This is a genomic window from Pseudomonas sp. MDT1-85 (assembly GCF_054898065.1).
The window spans coordinates 4,500,277-4,519,850 of the sequence record NZ_CM142715.1 but is presented as its reverse complement, the minus strand read 5'-3'; the positions used below and the strand labels follow the sequence as shown (position 1 = coordinate 4,519,850).

The following is a 19,574-nucleotide window of genomic DNA, read 5'->3' as shown; positions in this document are numbered from 1 at the left end:
ATGCCATCGCTACACAAACCACTTGCGGGTGAGGTAGGTTGCGAGCAGACAAGGAGATGCTCATGCCCGCCACACTGTCTTTTTCCCTCAAACAGGCTCGGCGTCTGGCGCTGGCTGCCCAAGGGTTCAACGGGCGCCAGCCGCCGGCGACGATCAAAGCGGTTCAGCTCAACCGGCTGATCGAACGCTTGGGCATTCTGCAGATCGATTCGGTCAATGCGTTAGTGCGTTCGCACTACCTTCCCTTGTTTTCCCGTCTTGGTAATTACTCCCCGGATTTGCTTGATCAGGCTGCCTGGAGTCAGGGCCGTCGACGCACGTTGTTCGAGTACTGGGGTCATGAAGCGTCTTTGTTGCCCTTGTCGATGTACCCCTTGATGCGCTGGCGCATGCAGCGCGCGACCCGCGGCGAAGACATCTATCAGCAACTGGCGCGCTTCGGTCGTGAGCAGCAAGCCACGATTCGCCGCGTTTTGGCGTCGGTTCAGGAACTCGGTGCGCTGGGTGCGGGCAGCTTGTCGACCCGTCAGGAGCGGGCAGGGCCGTGGTGGGACTGGAGCGCGGAAAAGCATGCGCTGGAATGGCTGTTTGCCGCTGGCGAAGTGACCGTGGCCGGTCGGCGCGGGTTCGAACGGCTTTATGATTTGCCGGAGCGGGTAATTCCTTCGGCGATTCTTCAGCAGCCTTTGCTCAGCGAGGCCGAGGCTCAGCGCGGTCTGCTGCTGCACGCCGCCAATGCGTTGGGCGTGGCGACGGAAAAGGACCTGCGGGATTATTTTCGCTTGAGCCCGGCAGACAGTCGGCCGCGTCTGGCGGAGCTGGTCGAGGAGGGTGATCTGCTGGTGTGTGAGGTTGAAGGCTGGCGACAACCGGCCTATTGCCTGGCAGAGCCGAAGGTGCCGCGCAAGGTCGAGGCGAGTGCGCTGCTTTCACCCTTCGATTCGCTGATCTGGGAACGCAGCCGTACCGAGCGATTGTTCGATTTCCGTTATCGGCTGGAGATCTATACGCCGCAGCACAAGCGCATCTACGGCTATTACGTATTGCCGTTTTTGCACCATGAGCGAATTGCCGCGCGGGTCGACTTGCGCGCAGAGCGAGCGTTGGGCCGGTTGGCGGTGCATGCCGTGCATGAGGAAGAGCCGGGGCTGGATGAGGCGGGGATGTTGGCGTTGGCGGTCAATCTGCGGCAGATGGCGGATTGGTTGGGGCTTGCGCAGATTCAATTGAATTGCCCGCGGGCGAGTGCGGCGCGGTTGCGGGTGGCATTGGCACAGATTGGCGGTGAATGAGCTGACGCCTTCGCGGGCAAGCCTCGCTCCTACAGGAATTCACGATCCCTTGTAGGAGCGAGGCTTGCCCGCGAAGGCGGCGACGCAGTTTAGCGCCGAACCTGCTTCAACGTCTCAGCAATCAAAAACGCCAATTCCAGCGACTGATCGGCATTCATCCGTGGGTCGCAGTGGGTGTGGTAACGATCCGACAACCCATCCTCGGTAATCGGCCGCGCGCCGCCGATGCATTCGGTGACGTTCTGTCCGGTCATTTCGATGTGGATGCCGCCGGCATAACTGCCTTCCGCCTCGTGAACCTGAAAGAACTGTTTCACCTCGCCAAGGATCTGCGCGAAGTCGCGGGTCTTGTAGCCGCTGCTGGCCTTGATGGTATTGCCGTGCATTGGGTCGGAACTCCAAAGCACCTGCTTGCCCTCGCGCCGCACCGCGCGAATCAGCTGCGGCAGGTGATCGCCGACCTTGTTCGCGCCCATCCGCGCAATCAGGTTCAGGCGGCCCGGGTCGTTGTCCGGGTTGAGCACATCGATCAAGCGAATCAGGTCTTCGGGGTTCATGCTCGGGCCGACTTTCACGCCGATCGGGTTGTGCACCCCACGCAGGAATTCGACATGGGCACCGTCGAGCTGACGGGTACGGTCGCCGATCCACAGCATGTGGGCCGAGCAATCGTAGTAGTCGTTGGTCAGGCTGTCGCGACGCACGAAGGCTTCTTCGTAGTTCAGCAGCAACGCTTCATGGGCGGTGAAGAAACTGGTTTCGCGCAGTTGCGGCGAGCTGTCCATGCCGCAGGCGCGCATGAAGGCCAGGGTTTCATCGATGCGATCGGCCAGGTGGCTGTACTTCTCGGCCAGCGCCGAGTTGGCGATGAAATCCAGGTTCCACTTGTGCACCTGATGCAGGTCGGCAAAGCCGCCTTGGGCAAAGGCGCGCAACAGGTTTAGGGTCGCGGTGGACTGGTGATAAGACTGCAGCAAACGTTCCGGGTCCGGCACGCGGCTTTTTTCGTCGAAACCGATGCCGTTGACGATGTCGCCACGGTAGGCCGGCAGTGTCACGCCGTTGATGGTTTCATCGTTGGCCGAACGGGGTTTGGCGAACTGGCCGGCCATGCGTCCGACTTTGACCACCGGGCAACCGGCGGCGAAGGTCATGACGATCGCCATTTGCAGCAACACTTTAAACGTGTCACGAATTTTCGCGGCGGAGAATTCGGCGAAGCTTTCGGCGCAGTCGCCGCCCTGCAACAGAAACGCCCGGCCCTGGGTCACTTCGGCAAACTGACGGCGCAACTCCCGGGCTTCACCGGCGAACACCAGCGGCGGATAGCTCGCCAGGGTTTGCTCGACCTGCAGCAAATGCGCCGCGTCGGGGTATTGAGGTTGTTGCTGGATCGGCAGGGCGCGCCAGCTGTCAGGGCTCCAGGGTTGGCTCATTGCAGTCTCTAGTGTTTTACGCTCGGACGGTTATGTTATCAGCAATTAGTGCGTGACCTGTTCCCGTCGCTTCGCCGACAATTGCGCCTTTGCCGCGCCACCCACGCGGATTTATTGCGCTGCTATTTATTACCTTGCAGGCCCGGTGACATCAGGAGACGAAATGACTGAGGAGCGCGTCGAGCATCTGCTCGCCGAGGTACAGGATGAATTCGGCGTGATTCGCGTGCTGGAAGTGGCCGATTACCGTTTTCTGGAGTTCGGTGATGCCATCGAACAGAGCTGCGTGTTCACCGCCGACCCGAGCTGGCTCGAGTACGATTACACCCGGGCGATGCTGATTGGCGCGCTGTGCCACGAACAGCCGGAAAGCGCGCTGTTCCTCGGGCTCGGCGCCGGTACTCTGACTCAAGCCTGTCTCAAGTTCCTGCCGCTGGAAGATGTCGAAGCCATCGAGCTGCGTCCGGATGTACCGCGCCTGGCCATCGAATACCTCGGCCTGGATGACGATCCGCGGCTGTACATCCGCGTCGGCGATGCCCTGGAGCTACTCGAAACGGCTGAACCGGCCGATCTGATTTTCGTCGACCTCTATACCGATGTCGGGCCGGGTGTCGGGCATCTGGCCTGGGGTTTTCTGGAAAACTGTCAGAAACGTTTGAACCCGGGTGGCTGGCTGGTGATCAACCAGTGGGCCACCGATGATGGTCGACCGTTGGGGGCGGCGTTGTTGCGCGGTCTCTATCACCGGCATTACTGGGAACTGCCAGTTAAGGAGGGCAACGTGATTCTGATCGTGCCATCGGAGCTGGATCAGGAACTGAATATGGATGGGTTGATCGCGCGCGCTGAAGGCTTGGCACCGCAATTGGGGTATTCGTTGCAGTCGTTGATCAAGGCGATTCGGCCGGCAACATAAGTCGTTGCATGTGCGAGCCTCATCGCGAGCAGGCTCGCTCCCACATGGAATCGCGGTTCAAATGTGGGAGCGAGCCTGCTCGCGAAGGGGCCATTACAGCCAATACATCCTTCAGAGACCTTTGAAGACCCCCGGTCGCTTCTCGATCATCGACCGCACACCCTCCTTGGCATCCTCGCTATTCAGCAGTTTTTTCACCTGTGCCGGCAATGCCTGAGCTGCTGCCATTTCACCCTCATAGCGCGCCTGCCGGGCCGACATCAGCGTCGCCTGAACCCCCAGCGGCGCCTGCCGGGCAATCCGCTCGGCCAGTTCAATGGCCCGCGGCAACAAGTCCTCGCTGGCCATGACCTCCTGCACCAATCCTAGATGCAAGGCTTCATGAGCGTCGAATTCATCGCCAGTAAGCAGCCAGCGCATGGCATTGCCCCAGCCGGCGACCTGATGCAGGCGCAAAGTGGCGCCGCCGAACGGGAAGATCCCGCGCTGCACTTCCTTCTGGGCAAAACGGGTATTGCTGGCGCACAGGTTGATGTCGGCAGCCAGCATCAACTCGATGCCAACGGTCAGGCAGTAGCCTTGCGCCGCGACAATCACTGGTTTGCTGACCCGGGGGCCTGCGAGCACGCCCCAGGGGTCGCAGCCACCGGGCGGTGCCTGCCAGCCTTCGGCCAGGGCCGCTCCGGCGCTGACCAGATCGAGCCCGGCGGTGAAATGCTCGCCATGGCCGAACACCACCGCAACCCGCGCCTCGCTGTCGGCCTCGAACTCGCCATAGGCCAGACTGAGTGCGTTGAGCAGGTCGAGGTCGAAGGCATTGCGTTTGGCCACCCGATCCAGGCCGATCATCAGGACATGGCCGTGTCGTTCACGGGTTACACGATTGGGGCTGGGCTGATTCACGGAGCATTTCCTCGGGTGGGGAAGGGGCGGGAAAGGGATATGTGAGACCGCAGGTCTGCGTCACAAGAGTGAACCGTTTTAGCGCCATCGTCAGCAGGGCCGGGCCTTTGCAAAATAGACCGTCGCACAATTATCCGCAAAGCCCGTGACACAACGGTATCCGCCGGTTTTTTCCGATAAAAAAAGCTCCCTTTTCGGGCGAATTCCGGTATAGTGCGCGCCGGCCTTTAACCGGGCCGCGTTTAGGTAGCGCAATTCCCCGAAGCCAGCTTCGGCTGCACGTCCGCACAGCGGACTCTTCCTTGACGAATCTTTTTCATTCATTCGTTTTCGCAAATCCCCGCCGACAAAGCAGCCAGGGCGACTCTTGAGTCTTACACGGCATGCGCAGCTTTGGAGCATGGGTCTTTGCGGATGCACTTAGAGGCAGACCCATGACCCAGGAAACCGGCGGCTTCGCCGCTTTTAATCTTAATCCGAATATTCTTGCAGCTGTCATTGCGACCGGCTACGAAGAACCTTCGGCTATTCAGCAGCAATCGATCCCGATCATCATGGCCGGTCACGACATGATTGGTCAGGCGCAAACCGGTACGGGTAAAACCGCCGCGTTCGCCCTGCCGATCCTGCACCGCATCGATCCTGCCAAGCGCGAGCCGCAAGCCCTGATCCTGGCGCCAACCCGTGAGTTGGCGCTGCAAGTAGCAACCGCTTTCGAAACCTACGCCAAGCAAATGCCGGGCGTTACCGTTGTGGCCGTTTACGGCGGCGCGCCTATGGGCCCACAACTGAAAGCAATCCGTAATGGCGCACAGATCGTTGTCGCCACGCCGGGCCGTCTGTGCGACCACCTGCGTCGCGACGAAAAAGTTCTGGCTACCGTGAACCACCTGGTTCTCGACGAAGCTGATGAAATGCTCAAACTGGGTTTCATGGACGACCTCGAAGTTATCTTCAAGGCCTTGCCAGCAACCCGTCAGACCGTATTGTTCTCGGCCACCCTGCCGCAGTCGATCCGTGCCATTGCCGAACGCCATCTGCGCGATCCGCAACACGTGAAGATCCAGACCAAGACTCAGACCGTTACCGCGATCGAACAGGCTCACCTGTTGGTTCACGCTGACCAGAAGACCTCGGCTGTATTGAGCCTGCTGGAAGTGGAAGATTTCGACGCCCTGATCATGTTCGTACGCACCAAGCAAGCGACCCTGGATCTGGCCAGCGCCCTGGAAGCCAAAGGCTACAAAGCCGCTGCGCTGAACGGTGACATTGCTCAGAACCAGCGTGAGCGCGTGATCGAATCCCTCAAGGATGGCCGTCTGGACATCGTTGTGGCGACCGACGTTGCTGCTCGTGGTCTGGACGTTCCGCGCATCACTCACGTGTTCAACGTTGACATGCCGTACGACCCGGAATCCTACGTTCACCGTATCGGCCGTACCGGCCGTGCTGGTCGCGAAGGTCGCGCACTGCTGCTGGTGACTCCTCGTGAGCGCCGCATGCTGCAAGTGATCGAGCGTGTAACCGGTCAGAAGGTTGCCGAAGTTCGTCTGCCGGACGCTCAGGCTGTTCTCGATGCCCGCATCAAGAAACTGACCAACAGCCTGTCGCCGCTGGTCGCTGATGCCGAATCGACTCACGGTGATCTGCTGGATCGCCTGACCGCCGACATCGGTTGCACCCCGCGTGCACTGGCCGCTGCTCTGCTGCGCAAGGCAACCAACGCTCAGGCACTGACCCTGGCCGCAATCGAGAAAGAACGTCCATTGGTGCCGAACAATGCACCGCGTGGCGATCGTCCAGAGCGTACCGGTGATCGTCCGGACCGTGGTGATCGCGAGCGTCGTGCTCCGGTTCCATTGGCCGAAGGTCGTGCTCGTTGCCGTACCGCGCTGGGTGCGCGTGATGGTATCGCTGCCAAGAACCTGCTGGGCGCCATCCTCAACGAAGGTGGTCTGGCGCGTGAAGCCATCGGTCGCATCCAGGTGCGTGACAGCTTCAGCCTCGTCGAGCTGCCGGAAGATGGTCTGGAGAAACTCCTGACCAAGCTGAAGGACACTCGCGTTGCCGGTAAGCAGTTGAAGCTGCGTCGCTATCGCGAAGATTGATCCGCTTTCGAGCTGATTGATCGCCCATAAAAAATCCCCGACTGGTTCGGGGATTTTTTTGTGCCTGAAAAAAGATCGCAGCCTCGTTTCACTCGACAGCTCCTACAGGAATGTCGTCGAACGCGGACAAGGAGCTGCCGAAGGCTCGGGCCGCGTTCGGACGATCTTTTGATCTTGACGTTATCCGAAACGATAAATGTCCATCCCCAGCGCGCCCATGGTGAAACCCTGATGCGCAATGCTGAACTCACCCCCGGCCGCACGGGCAAAATACAGCGGCAGCAGATGCTCGTCACTCGGATGGTTGCGCACAGCATTCGGAGCTTGCTGACGATAGTCGTGCAGCGCGGCTTCGTCGTTCGCTTCGAGTTTCTCGATCATCCAGTCGCGGAACGCCTTGGCCCAGGGTTCGACGCTTTCCGGGCCGGCGTGCCAGTCCAGTTCGCGCAGGTTGTGGGTGATGCTGCCGGAGCCGATCAACAGCACACCGTGTTCGCGCAGGCTTGCCAAGGCATGGCCGACGCGGGTTTGCAGGGCAGGGCCGCCACGGGTGGGTAGGGAAACCTGCACCACCGGGATGTCAGCTTGGGGATACATCAACGACAAGGGCACCCATACGCCATGATCGAACGGTCGCTGGGTGTCGATGCGCGCCGGCAGGCCATCGGCCTTCAGCAGCTCGACCACCTCCGCCGCCAGTTGCGGATTGCCCGAGGCCGGGTATTGCACTTCGAACAAGGCTTGGGGAAAGCCGCCGAAGTCGTGCCAGGTTTCAGGTTGAGGGTTGCCGCTGACCAACAGTTCGCTGCTTTCCCAGTGCGCGGAAACCATCACGATGGCTTTGGGTTTCGGCAATGCTGCAGCCAGACGCGTGAGGGCCGGCCCGCTGGCGCCGGGTTCCAGGGCTAGCATCGGGGAGCCATGAGAGATATACAGGCTGGGGAACATGAATGAGCTCCTGAGAGTAAGATGGCACCATCTTCAGTCAGATCATTGATCTAAATCTAATATAAGTTTTAGGGTCTTTTGATCGAATTTTTCGGGGTTAATTATGCAGCCGGAGTTTTGGCACAAACGATGGGCGTCGAATCAGATCGGCTTTCATCTGCCGGAAGTGAATCCTTATCTGCAACGGTTCTGGCCAGCGTTGGGGCTGGAAGAGGGCGCTCGCGTGCTGGTGCCGCTGTGTGGGAAAAGTCTGGATCTGTTGTGGCTGGCGCACCAAGGTCATGAGGTCTTGGGGATTGAGCTGTCGGAAAAGGCCGTGGAGGATTTCTTCAGTGAGCATCAATTTGACCCGGACGTCAGTGAGCAGGGGCCGTTCAAGGTCTATCGGGCGGGGTCGATCGAGTTGTGGTGCGGTGATTTCTTTGAGCTGACGGCCGGCGATGTCGCCGATTGCAGCGGGCTGTACGACCGCGCGGCATTGATCGCCTTGCCACCGGCGATGCGTGAGCAATACGCGGCTCATTTGATTCGGATTCTCCCGAAGGATGCTTTAGGGCTTTTGATTACGCTGGATTACGACCAAGCGCAAATGGACGGGCCGCCGTTTGCGGTGCTTGATGATGAAGTGCGACGGTTGTTCGGCGATGTGTGGGCGCTGAAGATTCTGGAAGATCAGGACGTTCTGGGTGAGAGCTGGAAGTTTCTCGAAGCCGGTGTCACGCGGCTTGAAGAGCGCGTTTATCGGGTTTCCAGCGTATAGACTTGTGTTGTTTGTACCGGCCCCATCGCGAGCAGGCTCGCTCCCACAACATTAGGTAGCGTCCGCCTGAGCGACTTGGTCCACTGTGGGAGCGAGCCTGCTCGCGATGGGGCCAGAATGAGCACCACAACATTCAAGCAGACAAAAAAAGGCCCGCATTCACTGCGGGCCTTTTCTTTTAGTGCGGAGCTTGTCAGCCCCGGCGGCGCAGTGCGTCAATACGCTCTTCCAGCGGCGGGTGGCTCATGAACATGCGGGCGAACCCTTGTTTGAGGCCACCGTTGATGCCGAAGGCATTCAGGGTGTCCGGCATGTGCACCGGCAGCCCTTGTTCTGCACGCAGACGCTGCAGGGCACCGATCATTGCGCTGGTACCGGCCAGGCGTGCACCGGCATCATCGGCACGGAATTCGCGCTTGCGCGAGAACCACATGACGATGGCGCTGGCCAGAATGCCCAGGACCAGTTCGGCGAAGATAGTCGCCACGTAGTAAGCGATACCTTGGCCTTCTTCGTTCTTGAAGATCACCTTGTCGACGAAGTTGCCGATGATCCGGGCGAAGAACATCACGAAGGTGTTCACCACGCCCTGGATCAGCGCCAGGGTGACCATGTCGCCATTGGCGACGTGGCCGATTTCGTGGGCCAGAACGGCTTTCACTTCATCCGGCGAGAAACGCTCGAGCAAACCCTGGCTGACCGCGACCAGTGCATCGTTCTTGTTCCAGCCGGTGGCGAAGGCGTTGGCTTCATAGGCCGGGAATATCCCGACTTCGGGCATCTTGATCCCGGCTTCACGGGACAGTTGCTCGACAGTTTGCAGCAGCCATTGCTCGTGCCGGGTGCGCGGCTGGCTGATGATCTGGGTGCTGGTGCTCATTTTCGCCATCCACTTGGAGATGAACAGCGAGAACAGGGAACCGGCGAAACCAAAGACCGCACAGAAAATCAGCAGCTGATTGAGGTTGAGATCAACCCCATTGGCCGCCATGAACCCGTTGAAGCCGAAAAGGCTCAGGGTGATGCTGGCAATCAGCACGACCGCCAGGTTAGTGGCCAAAAACAGCAAAATGCGCATCATGGTTGTAGAAATCTCCTCGTGCTAAAGATGTAGCGTACTGCGGGGTATATAAGGTGCTGCACCGGGCTATTCAACCGAGTGACTATTTCAAACTGTGTCCTACAGCAACAGTCTAGCTGCTTGAAGGGCATTTCCGACGTCGACATGGGAAACGGTTGTCAGCCAATTAGCGTCGCAGGCCCCCGCCGTTGTTAGGCGCGGGCATGAAACGTGTCGTCAGTCAGCGCTTGAAACAACGGTGCAGGGCAGGGTGCAAAGATATGTTGCTGAATTAATCACCGTGCGACTTTGATCAGCGTCGCACGGTGACAGGCCACTTACTGGCGATAGGATTTGAGGAAGTTGCCGATCCGGCCAATCGCCTGATCCAGGTCGTCGAGCCGTGGCAGGGTGACCACGCGGAAGTGGTCCGGCCATGGCCAGTTGAAGGCCGTGCCTTGTACCACCAGCAGCTTCTCCGAGAGCAGCAGGTCGAGCACGAATTTCTCGTCGTTGTGGATCGGGCAGACTTTCGGGTCGATCCGCGGGAACGCATACAATGCGCCCATTGGCTTGACGCAGCTCACGCCCGGAATGTTGTTCAGCAGTTCCCAGGTACGATTGCGCTGTTCCAGCAAGCGCCCTTGCGGCAGCACCAGATCGTTGATGCTCTGATAGCCGCCCAGCGCAGTCTGGATGGCGTGCTGGCTCGGCACGTTGGCACACAGGCGCATGTTGGCCAGTATGTCGATGCCTTCGATGTAGCTCTGGGCGTGATGTTTGGGGCCGGAAATGGCGACCCAGCCGGAACGGAAACCGGCCACGCGATAGGATTTGGACAGGCCGTTGAAGGTCATGCACAGCAGGTCCGGTGCCAGCGAAGCGGTGCAGATGTGCACGGCATCGTCGTACAGGATCTTGTCGTAGATTTCGTCGGAGAACACCACCAGATTGTGCTGACGGGCCAGTTCCAGCATGCCCAGCAGTACTTCTTTCGAATACACCGAACCGGTGGGATTGTTCGGGTTGATGATGACAAGGGCCTTGGTGTTCGGGGTGATCTTGGCCTTGATGTCGGCCAGGTCCGGCCACCAGTTGGCCTGCTCGTCGCACAGGTAATGCACCGGGTTGCCGCCTGCCAGGCTTACTGCGGCAGTCCACAACGGATAGTCGGGAGCCGGCACCAGCACTTCGTCGCCGTTGTTGAGCAGGGCCTGCATCGACATCACGATCAGCTCGGAAACGCCATTGCCCAGATAAATGTCTTCAATGCCGACGCCTTCCACCTGCTTTTGCTGGTAGTACTGCATCACGGCCTTGCGAGCGCTGAACAACCCCTTGGAGTCGCTGTAGCCCTGGGCGGTTGGCAGATTGCGGATCACATCCTGAAGGATTTCATCCGGCGCTTCGAAACCAAAGGGCGCCGGGTTGCCAATGTTCAGCTTAAGGATGCGATGACCTTCCTCTTCCAGGCGTTTGGCGTGCTTGAGCACTGGGCCGCGAATGTCGTAGCAGACGTTGGCGAGCTTGTTCGATTTGCTGACCTGCATGGCGATGTGTTCCCGAAAATGAACGATCCAGGCGGCGTATGAACGACCGTACTGGGAATCCTGCGTATTCACACAGGCCTGACGCCTTGAGTGGCGGCACCCATAATCTGTTTGAATGCGCGTGGTCTGGCTGCCAGACTGGCGTTTGACGAGGCGCAATCATACGTGCCGCCCGATCCGTGGAAAAGGTACAGATCGGGCTTTTTCAGCTGCTGAGGTGTGATCATGGAAAAGTTTGAAAAAACCCTGGAAGAATGGCGGGCCATGCTCGATCCGGAGCAGTACAACGTTTGCCGCCTCAAGGGCACCGAGCGGCCGTTTTCCGGTAAGTACAACGACAGCAAGGTCGACGGGGTTTACCACTGCATCTGCTGCAACGCGCCGTTGTTCGACTCCAGGACCCAATTCGATTCCGGCTGCGGCTGGCCGAGCTTCTATGCGCCGATCGGCGACAGCGCGATGGTCGAGATCCGTGATGTCAGCCACGGCATGATCCGCACCGAAGTGGTTTGCGCCACATGCGATGCGCACCTTGGTCATGCGTTTCCGGACGGTCCGCCGCCCACTGGCCTGCGTTATTGCATCAATTCGGTGTGCCTGGATCTCGTTCCCCGCCAATAATCTGCATCGTTGCGCAGGGTCGCGGATGTACCTTGCTTAACGTAGGAGCTGCCGAAGGCTGCGATCTTTTGATCTTTCAGACCGCTGAAGATCAAAAGATCGCAGCCTTCGGCAGCTCCTACGATGAGGAGTGCGTGCGGACATCTATTGATTTATTAAATTGCACGCAATTCAATTGCTCGCTATGTTTGGTCCTTGTTCTTCCATTCGGAGTTCGTGCCATGAGCGACAACCTGCTGAGCATCCCTTGCACCACCATCAAGGGCGAGCAAAAGACCCTGGCCGATTTCGCCGGCAAAGCGGTGCTGGTGGTCAATACCGCCAGCAAATGCGGATTCACCCCGCAATACAAAGGTCTTGAAGAGCTGTGGCAGACCTACAAGGATCAAGGCCTGGTGGTGCTCGGCTTTCCCTGCAATCAGTTCGGCAAGCAAGAGCCGGGCAACGAGGGGACGATTTCCGAGTTCTGCGAGTTGAATTACGGGGTGAGTTTTCCGCTGTTCAAAAAGATCGAAGTGAATGGTGCCGACGCCCATCCGCTGTTCGTTCAGCTGAAAAAGCGCGCACCGGGCGTGCTGGGTTCTCAAGGCATCAAGTGGAACTTCACCAAATTCCTGATCGGCAAGGACGGTCAATTGGTCAAGCGCTTTGCTCCGGCGACTAAACCGCAGGACCTGAGCCGCGAGATTGAAGCTCTGCTCAAATGAACACGTTGTCAGTTGATTCGCTGAAACTCGACAGTCAGCTCTGCTTCAAGCTGTATGCCGCTTCTCGGGCGGTGATCCGTGCCTACAAGCCGATGCTCGATCAGTTGGGCCTGACTTACCCGCAATACCTGGCGATGCTGGTGCTGTGGGAATGGCAGGAGGCGGCGCCGGAGCAACCGACGGTCAAGGCCTTGGGTGAGCGCCTGGCACTGGATTCCGGGACCCTGACGCCGCTGCTCAAGCGGCTTGAGCAATTGCAATTGGTGCAGCGCCAGCGTTCGGCACGCGATGAGCGTGAGGTGCATTTGAGCCTGTCGCCCGTCGGCAAGGCTTTGCGCGATCAGGTCGGGCCGCTCAAGGCCCGGCTGTTGTGCGATAGCGGCGTCGATCTGGATCGCCTGAATGATCTGCGCGATGGCCTCGATCACCTGCTGGGGCAAATCAAAGCGCCGTCGTAGTGGGTATCCACAAGTCGAGCAGGGCGGCCAGTTCTTCCCGGCGGAAAGGTTTGGCCAGGTAGTCACTCATGCCCGCCGCACGGCAGCGTTCGCGTTCTTCGGACATGGCGTTGGCGGTCAGGGCGACGATGGGCAATTGTGGCCAGCGCCCGCTGCGACGAATCTGCCGACTGGCTTCATAGCCGTCCATCACCGGCATGTTGCAGTCCATCAGCACCAGATCGAATTCGCTCAACTCAAGCTGATCCAGCGCTTCGCCCCCATGGGCGGCGACGCTTACCTCGCAACCGAGTTTTCCGAGCATGCCCTTGGCCACCAACTGATTGACCGGGTTGTCCTCCACCAGCAGGATGCGTCCGCGTCGCTGGGGTGAGATGGCCTCGATCCGGGCCCCGTTGATCGTGGTGAGTTCCGGTTGCAGGATCCGCCGCAGTGTCTGGTAAAGCGCATTGCGCGCCAGAGGCCGCGCCTGTTGTTGCAGGGGCGCGAGAGCGTTGACTTGCTCGCTGGGCAGGAAACTGCCGTAAGCGGTCACCAGCAGAATCGGCGCGGTGAAGGTAGGACGCAGGCCAAACAGGCATTCGGGGCAGTCGGTGATCAGCACATCCGGCTCCAGGCCGATTAACCGGTCATCGATGGAGCGCTGCTGATAGTCGAGCCCCCAGCCGGGCAACAGGCTGCTCAACAGTTCCGCCAGACCGCTGCTGGCAGCGGTAATCGCGACGACGTTGCCCTGCAATGCAGCCGGAGAAATGGCCCGGGTATGGCAGGGCAGGGGCAGGTCGACGCAGAACTGGCTGCCGAAGCCTGCTTCCGAGCTGATCGTCAAACGCCCTTGCATGGCTTCGCAGAGGCTATAAGTCAGCGCCAGGCCCAACCCGGTCCCGCCGAATTGCCGGGTAATGCCGGCACCGGCCTGGGTGAACGGCTGGAAGATTTTGACCTGCGCGTCCTGAGCGATGCCGATGCCAGTGTCGCAGACTTCGATTCGCACACCGTCTTCGAACGTTGAAAGACGCACATCGACCCGCCCGAAACGGGTGAACTTGAGGGCGTTGGACAACAAGTTGCTGACGATTTGTCGGACCCGGGTCGGATCGCCGAGCACCAGGGCGGGAAATTGCGGGTCGATCAGGCATGCCAACTCGACACTCGGCGCGGCGTTCTGGGACAGCAGGTTGGCGGTGTCTTCGATCAGCGAACCAAGGTCGAACGGAATGTGTTCGAGTTCGAGCTGACCGGCATCGAATTTCGACAGGTCGAGAATATCGTTGAGCAGTTCCACCAGCACTTTGCCCGAGTCATGGGCGATGGACAGCTGTTGTTGCTGCTCGGCATTGAGCGGGCCGTCCAGCGAGAGCGCGATCATCCCCAGCAGACCGTTGAGGGGTGTGCGGATTTCATGACTCATGTTGGCCAGGAACACCGAGCGCGCTTCGGCCATGCCCAGGGCAGTGCTGCGGGCGACTTCCAATTCCTCGTTGGATTGGCTGAGGCGGGTATTGATCGCCTTGAGTTCCGCGGTGCGGGCCGAGACGATGTTTTCCAGTTGCGAGAGGTAGTCGGTCAGGCGGTTTTCGGCGTTGCGCCGTTGCTGGATTTCGGTGGCGATATTTTCGAACTGCTGATTGGCGACCTCGACCAAGACCCCGATTTCATCGTTTTCATGCCCCGTCGGACACTCTAGCCAAGTAGGCTCTGCGCTGCGCGGATCACGACCACTGAGTTCGCGGATGACCCGCACCAGCGGTTTGGTCAGCATCACGTAAAACAGCGCCAGCAGAATGCCCGTGAGAATCAGGCTGCGCGCGAAGCCGTTGAACAGGGTCACTTCGGCCCGGCGCAGGAAACGGCTGCCGAAGGTGTAGGTGTCGACTTCCAGGTGCAAGGTCCCGAGGGATTCGTCCGGCAAGTGGTCGAGGTAAAGGCGGTCTTCGAACTGCCGGTTAGCGCCGAACAGGAAGTCGCTGATCATCCGGTCATTGTTTTCCAGCCCCGGGCGTTGGACGCTGGCCAACACGGTATTGTTGTTGTCGATCAATTGCGCGCCGATGATCGCCGGGGAGCGCAGCAGACCCAGGGCCAACTCCTGAGCGAGTTCGGCATCGATGTTATAGGCGATGCGGGATGCGGGATTATGGCTGATTTCCAGCAAAGACAGTATTTCGCGGTTGATGGAGGCGTCTTCGCTGGCATAATCGATGCCTATTTGCAGCAGGCTGAGCAGCGTGCCCAGAATGAAACCGGCCAGCACCGTAATCCTGGCTTGTTTGTACGACAGCCGGTGGCTGAACTTGATATCCATGGGGTGTTGAACCACTTCCGTTTCCCTTCGCTGCTCAAGCATAGTCGATCATCAATGGATACCGATGTTCTCGCAAAACACCTGTAGGGGGTGTAGACGCTGTGTTTCGTCGCTGTATCGCCATCATTACCTTGAACGTGCCCGAGGAGAAGACGTGGATTCCCGATTGAATGCTTTTCTTGAACGCGCCGATGCCGTTTTGGCCCGTATCGAACCGTTGCTTCCCGCGCCTCGGCAAGCCATCGACTGGACGCACTGCCTGGCCGCACGCTGGCAGCGCGAGGGTCGCAGCGGTTTTCTGTTGCCACTGCAAGTCAGCCTGGACACGCGTTTGTCCGACTTGATCGGCGTTGACCGGCAACTGGAACAACTGGGCCGCAACACCCGACAGTTTCTCGATGGCATGCCGGCCAACCACGCTTTGCTCTGGGGCTCGCGTGGCACCGGTAAATCGTCGCTGGTGCGCGCCTTGCTGTCTGAACACGCCACGAGTGGCCTGCGGCTGATCGAGATCGAACGCGATCACTTGGCGGACTTGCCACGCGTTGTCGAGCAGATCGCCAAGCTGCCTCAGCGCTTTGTGCTGTTCTGCGATGATCTGTCGTTCGAGTCGGGCGAAGGCGATTATCGCGTACTCAAGAGCGTGCTCGACGGCTCTCTTGAACAGGCACCAGACAACGTTCTGCTGTATGCCACCTCCAACCGTCGCCATCTGGTGCCGGAAAAGGAAAGCGATAACGAGAACTGGAAAAGGGTCGATGGCGAACTCCATCCCAGTGAGGCGGTGGAAGACAAGATCGCGCTGTCGGACCGTTTTGGTCTGTGGCTGTCGTTCTATCCGTTTACTCAGGAGCATTTCCTCAACGTCGTCGAACACTGGATCGGCCAATTGGCCGACAAGGCCGGCCTTGAGTGGCAGCGTGACGAGGAGCTGGACATCCTCGCGGTGCGCTGGGCCACGGGCCGGGGCAATCGCAACGGACGTTGCGCGTATCAATTTGCCCGTTATTGGGTCGGGCTGAAGCTGTTGGAGCACAAGGCATGATCGATTTACAAAAAAGCGGCCAGGGCCTGGAGGGCTACGGCATGCTGTGGGCGCAGCTGGAATCGCTGCTGGCAGACGAGCGTGATTTTATCGCCAACGCCGCACAATTTTCGGCGTTTCTGTTCAACCAGCTCGATGACCTGAACTGGGCCGGTTTCTACCTTAATCGCAACGAAGAACTGGTGCTTGGCCCGTTTCAGGGGCAGATCGCCTGTGTACGGATTCCATTCGGTCGCGGTGTGTGCGGGGCGGCGGCGGCCACCTTGCAGACTCAACGGGTTGAAGACGTACATGCGTTCCCCGGGCACATCGCGTGCGACAGTGCCTCGAACAGTGAGCTGGTGGTGCCGCTGCTCAAGGACGGTCGACTGATCGGCGTGCTGGACCTCGACAGCCCGAAACTCGCGCGTTTTACCGCTGAAGATCAGGCCGGCATCGAGCAACTGGCGGCGATTTTCCTGCGTCTGACCGACTGCTGATCAGGCCTTCAAGCCAGCCTTGATCAGCAGGCTTGACGGGTCGACCGCATCAATCTGTCGTGGGTCGAGAAAACGCTTGGCGTACTGTAAGTAGACTTCGTCGTTGATGAACAGCCCGAACAACTCAGCGTCAATATGGGCGTCACGGCACATCGTGGCCATGATGCCCAGCGCTTCGCTCAGGGACTTGGCTTTCTTGTAGGGGCGATCGGCGGCGGTCAGCGCTTCGAAAATATCGGCAATCGCCATCATCCGCGCCGGCAGGCTCATGTCTTCGCGCTTCAACCGTTTGGGATAACCGGTGCCGTCCATTTTTTCGTGGTGGCCGCCGGCGATCTCCGCGACGTTATTGAGGTGGCCGGGGAAAGGCAGGTGACTGAGCATCAGAATCGTCTGCACCATGTGGTGATTGATGATGTAACGCTCCTCGCGGGTCAGGGTGCCTCGGGTGATGCTCAGGTTGTAGAGCTCGCCCCGGTTGTACTTGTAGCGTGGCACGTCGAGCTTGAACCCCCACGGATTGTCGGCCGGGATCAGCTCACTGTCGGCGCGTTCGATCAGGTGTTCGGGTCTATCCGCCAGCAGTGGCTCGCTGACCGGCAGAGTCGGCGTCGGAGCCCGGGCCTGGCGACGGTTCTCTTCCCACGAAACCCCCAGTCGATCATCCAGGGTTCGGGTCCAGGTGCGTTGGGCGATGATCTTCAGGCGTTGCAGATCGTCCTCGGCCATGGCCTCGCTGCCGAGATTGCAGCGGGCGATGAACGCGAAATCATCATCCAGCGCCGCCAGGTTCGCGTTGCGCAATTGCGCCAGAGGCTGCTCGTCACCTCCCAGGGCGATGGCCTGCCAATAGTTGATCCAGGCATCGCGCTTGAGCACTTCGAAACGGGTGCGGATTTCGTGGATGCGGTCATTCAGGGTCTCAAGCTTCGTGGCTTTGTCGACCACGTATTCAGGGGTGGTGACCTTGCCGCAATCATGCAGCCAGGCAGCGATGTGCAGGGTTTCCCACTCATCGTCGGTGGGCCGATAGCTGCTGAAGGCCGGGGCCTGACTGGCCGCGGCCGCCTGCGCCAGCATCAGGGTCAATGCCGGCACGCGCTGGCAGTGCCCGCCGGTATAGGGACTCTTGGCATCGATCGCGCCAGCCAGCAGTTGAATAAAAGAGTCCAGCAGCTGTTTCTGTTTGGCTTGCAGGCGCTGACTTTCGATACTCACGGCGGCTGCACCGGAAACCGCCTGGAGAAACGCGATGCGGTCCGGGCGAAGTTTTTCCAGATCGTCTTGCGTGCCGCTGTCGGCCAGCAGCAGGACCAACAGCCCGACGGTTTCGTTATGACGGTTGTGCAGCCGGATACCGATCAGATGAACCCTCGGGCACTCCAGTGCGAGCAAAACCTTCTGCAAGTCCCCCGCCTCGTCGAAACCCAGGCTGGTGACGACATTGTCGGCGCTCGACAATTTCTGCATCCATTGAGGGCTCTGCGGATCCTGAGGCGTGTGTCCTTGAATGGCGAATGACGGCAATGCCTGTGAGCTGCCATTGATGACCAGCGCATGAGGCTCCACGCGCTCGTCATCATTTTCCCGCAGATAAAGCAGACCGGCCTGGGCCTGGCCTATCTTCACGGTTTCAAACAACACCCGTTGCAGCAGCGGGGCGAAACGGGTCTCGGCGCTCAGGCTGTCGGTGATCTGGAAAAAACTCGCGAGGGTGTCTTTCATGCGTGCCATCGACACGCTCAATTGGTCGACTTCAAGCACCGGCGAGCGACGGGAGGCCGGAAAATTGAAATCGAAACTACGAATCGCATCGGCTTCCTGCACCAGGGCACGCAGGGGTTTGACCAGAATTCTCGAGGTCAGCCAACCCATCGGCAGGCACAACAACAGCGTCGCCAAGGTAATCAATGCGCCTTGCCAGCGCATGCGGTAGGCATCGACGAGCAGTTCCTCCTCCGGCACCAGTAGCGCCAGTTGCAGTCCCTGCGGGCCACCCTCCTGGATGCTGCTGCGCGCCACGATCCATTGATGACCTGCGACGTTCAATCGTTTGACCTCGGGGGGGCTGGTGAGTAGAGCCGCAAGAGTCGGGCTCAGGTCGGCGGCTTTGGTCAACCGGGCGGTTTGGTCGTCGACGATCAGTTTGCTGCTGTCGGGGTAAGCGATGGCATTACCTTGGGCATCGAACAGCACAATTTCGGTACTGGGGGTCACCACATGTTCAGCCAGGGTCGCCGACAGTTCAACCAGCGTAAGGTCGGCCCCCATCACCGCCTGCTCGCCACTGCGCCGGGCCAGTGTGGTGCCGACGTTGTGGGTGGAGAAAAAAAGGTAGGGCTCGGTGGTGATCTGATCGTGGTTGCCGAGGGCGCTGGAGAACCAGGCGCGGGTACGGGGGTCGTAGGTCTCGTCGGGGTTGTCCTGATGGCTGATAAGGGCCAGGTTCTGATCGAAAAACAATGATTGGGAGCGGATCTGACCGCTGCTTGAGTGTTCGATGCTCCACACCTCATACGCCGCCGTGTCCGGTGCCTTGACCAGGTTTTTCAGGGCGACGGTACGCAGGGGACGAACCATGAAGAAGTCGCCATTGCCGTAGCCCAGGTACAGCGAGGCCAGATGGGGGTTGTCCTTGAGCGATTGGCTGAAGGGCTTGAGCATCGCCAGGCGTTGCTCAAGGTCGGGCGCCTCGGTCGCCGGATTGTCCGCCAGCAGGCTCAGTAGATGACGAATCGGCTGATAGGTGCGATGCAGGTCCAGACGGACATCCTGCTCGATGCGGTTGAAGAGCTTTTCGCTGCTGGAAAGAATGATCTGGGTGGTTTGCCGATAATTGAAAATGCCCAGTACCACCCCGGTCAGTAACAACAGGAAGGTGAACATCACGCTGATATGGATGTGCAGAGGAAACCGGCGTAGCTCCGGGCGCAGTGGGCTGGGCATTGCAGCTTTCTCCATGATGATTAACGCACTGCTCAGC

The 19,574-nt window shown here is 59.5% G+C and carries 16 protein-coding genes; 9 read left to right on the top strand and 7 right to left on the bottom strand.

Features of this window, described 5'->3' with window-relative positions; all coding sequences use genetic code 11:
* The first annotated feature begins 62 nt into the window (after positions 1 to 62).
* Positions 63 to 1,292, top strand: a complete 1,230-nt coding sequence (locus tag ACYZT2_RS20330; RefSeq protein WP_461966788.1) for a winged helix-turn-helix domain-containing protein — start codon at positions 63 to 65, stop codon at positions 1,290 to 1,292.
* A gap of 89 nt (positions 1,293 to 1,381) precedes the next feature.
* Here ACYZT2_RS20330 and ACYZT2_RS20325 read toward each other — a convergent pair whose 3' ends face one another.
* Positions 1,382 to 2,728, bottom strand: coding sequence for a class II 3-deoxy-7-phosphoheptulonate synthase (locus tag ACYZT2_RS20325; RefSeq protein ID WP_461966786.1), 1,347 nt, complete (start codon positions 2,726 to 2,728; stop codon positions 1,382 to 1,384).
* Positions 2,729 to 2,891: 163 nt separating this feature from the next.
* Here ACYZT2_RS20325 and ACYZT2_RS20320 point away from each other — a divergent pair, with 163 nt between their 5' ends.
* Positions 2,892 to 3,647, top strand: a complete 756-nt coding sequence (locus tag ACYZT2_RS20320; RefSeq protein ID WP_461966784.1) for a spermidine synthase — start codon at positions 2,892 to 2,894, stop codon at positions 3,645 to 3,647.
* Positions 3,648 to 3,758: 111 nt separating this feature from the next.
* Here ACYZT2_RS20320 and ACYZT2_RS20315 read toward each other — a convergent pair whose 3' ends face one another.
* Positions 3,759 to 4,550, bottom strand: a complete 792-nt coding sequence (locus ACYZT2_RS20315; protein WP_461966782.1) for a crotonase/enoyl-CoA hydratase family protein — start codon at positions 4,548 to 4,550, stop codon at positions 3,759 to 3,761.
* A 434-nt stretch (positions 4,551 to 4,984) separates the two neighbouring features.
* Here ACYZT2_RS20315 and ACYZT2_RS20310 point away from each other — a divergent pair, with 434 nt between their 5' ends.
* Positions 4,985 to 6,658: a DEAD/DEAH box helicase gene (locus ACYZT2_RS20310; RefSeq protein ID WP_007943712.1), complete on the top strand. Its 1,674-nt coding sequence runs from the start codon at positions 4,985 to 4,987 to the stop codon at positions 6,656 to 6,658.
* Positions 6,659 to 6,838: 180 nt separating this feature from the next.
* Here ACYZT2_RS20310 and ACYZT2_RS20305 read toward each other — a convergent pair whose 3' ends face one another.
* Positions 6,839 to 7,606: a DODA-type extradiol aromatic ring-opening family dioxygenase gene (locus tag ACYZT2_RS20305; protein WP_461966780.1), complete on the bottom strand. Its 768-nt coding sequence runs from the start codon at positions 7,604 to 7,606 to the stop codon at positions 6,839 to 6,841.
* 103 nt (positions 7,607 to 7,709) lie between these two features.
* Between ACYZT2_RS20305 and ACYZT2_RS20300 the strand changes: the two genes are divergently transcribed.
* Positions 7,710 to 8,366, top strand: coding sequence for a thiopurine S-methyltransferase (locus tag ACYZT2_RS20300; protein WP_461966778.1), 657 nt, complete (start codon positions 7,710 to 7,712; stop codon positions 8,364 to 8,366).
* Between the two features lie 193 nt (positions 8,367 to 8,559).
* Here ACYZT2_RS20300 and htpX read toward each other — a convergent pair whose 3' ends face one another.
* Complete coding sequence (gene htpX, locus ACYZT2_RS20295; RefSeq protein WP_008075669.1) at positions 8,560 to 9,447, bottom strand: protease HtpX; 888 nt, start codon at positions 9,445 to 9,447, stop codon at positions 8,560 to 8,562.
* A 317-nt stretch (positions 9,448 to 9,764) separates the two neighbouring features.
* Positions 9,765 to 10,976: a pyridoxal phosphate-dependent aminotransferase gene (locus ACYZT2_RS20290; RefSeq protein WP_461973192.1), complete on the bottom strand. Its 1,212-nt coding sequence runs from the start codon at positions 10,974 to 10,976 to the stop codon at positions 9,765 to 9,767.
* A gap of 225 nt (positions 10,977 to 11,201) precedes the next feature.
* On the opposite strand from ACYZT2_RS20290, the gene msrB reads away from it, so the two are divergent.
* The 3 genes from msrB to ACYZT2_RS20275 all read left to right on the top strand — a co-directional run bounded on the left by msrB (position 11,202) and on the right by ACYZT2_RS20275 (position 12,762).
* Positions 11,202 to 11,597, top strand: a complete 396-nt coding sequence (gene msrB / locus ACYZT2_RS20285; RefSeq protein ID WP_461966775.1) for a peptide-methionine (R)-S-oxide reductase MsrB — start codon at positions 11,202 to 11,204, stop codon at positions 11,595 to 11,597.
* Between the two features lie 221 nt (positions 11,598 to 11,818).
* A complete protein-coding gene (locus ACYZT2_RS20280) occupies positions 11,819 to 12,304 on the top strand; it encodes a glutathione peroxidase (RefSeq protein ID WP_030132313.1) in 486 nt (161 codons plus the stop codon).
* Positions 12,301 to 12,762 carry a MarR family winged helix-turn-helix transcriptional regulator gene (locus ACYZT2_RS20275; protein WP_461966773.1) on the top strand — a complete coding sequence of 154 codons (462 nt, stop codon included), beginning with the start codon at positions 12,301 to 12,303 and terminating at the stop codon, positions 12,760 to 12,762. The genes ACYZT2_RS20280 and ACYZT2_RS20275 overlap by 4 nt, the downstream gene beginning before the upstream one ends.
* Here ACYZT2_RS20275 and ACYZT2_RS20270 read toward each other — a convergent pair.
* Positions 12,746 to 15,067 carry a hybrid sensor histidine kinase/response regulator gene (locus ACYZT2_RS20270; RefSeq protein ID WP_461966771.1) on the bottom strand — a complete coding sequence of 774 codons (2,322 nt, stop codon included), beginning with the start codon at positions 15,065 to 15,067 and terminating at the stop codon, positions 12,746 to 12,748. The genes ACYZT2_RS20275 and ACYZT2_RS20270 overlap by 17 nt on opposite strands.
* A gap of 154 nt (positions 15,068 to 15,221) precedes the next feature.
* Between ACYZT2_RS20270 and ACYZT2_RS20265 the strand changes: the two genes are divergently transcribed.
* The gene (locus ACYZT2_RS20265) at positions 15,222 to 16,112 is read left to right on the top strand and encodes an ATP-binding protein (RefSeq protein WP_253552699.1); all 891 of its coding nucleotides are present in this window, start codon (positions 15,222 to 15,224) and stop codon (positions 16,110 to 16,112) included.
* The gene (locus ACYZT2_RS20260) at positions 16,109 to 16,591 is read left to right on the top strand and encodes a GAF domain-containing protein (RefSeq protein WP_461966768.1); all 483 of its coding nucleotides are present in this window, start codon (positions 16,109 to 16,111) and stop codon (positions 16,589 to 16,591) included. The genes ACYZT2_RS20265 and ACYZT2_RS20260 overlap by 4 nt, the downstream gene beginning before the upstream one ends.
* Here the strand turns inward: ACYZT2_RS20260 and ACYZT2_RS20255 are convergent, their stop codons facing one another.
* Positions 16,592 to 19,537 (bottom strand): HD domain-containing phosphohydrolase, encoded by a 2,946-nt coding sequence (locus tag ACYZT2_RS20255; RefSeq protein WP_461966766.1) that lies wholly within the window; start codon positions 19,535 to 19,537, stop codon positions 16,592 to 16,594.
* Between the last annotated feature and the right edge of the window lie 37 nt (positions 19,538 to 19,574).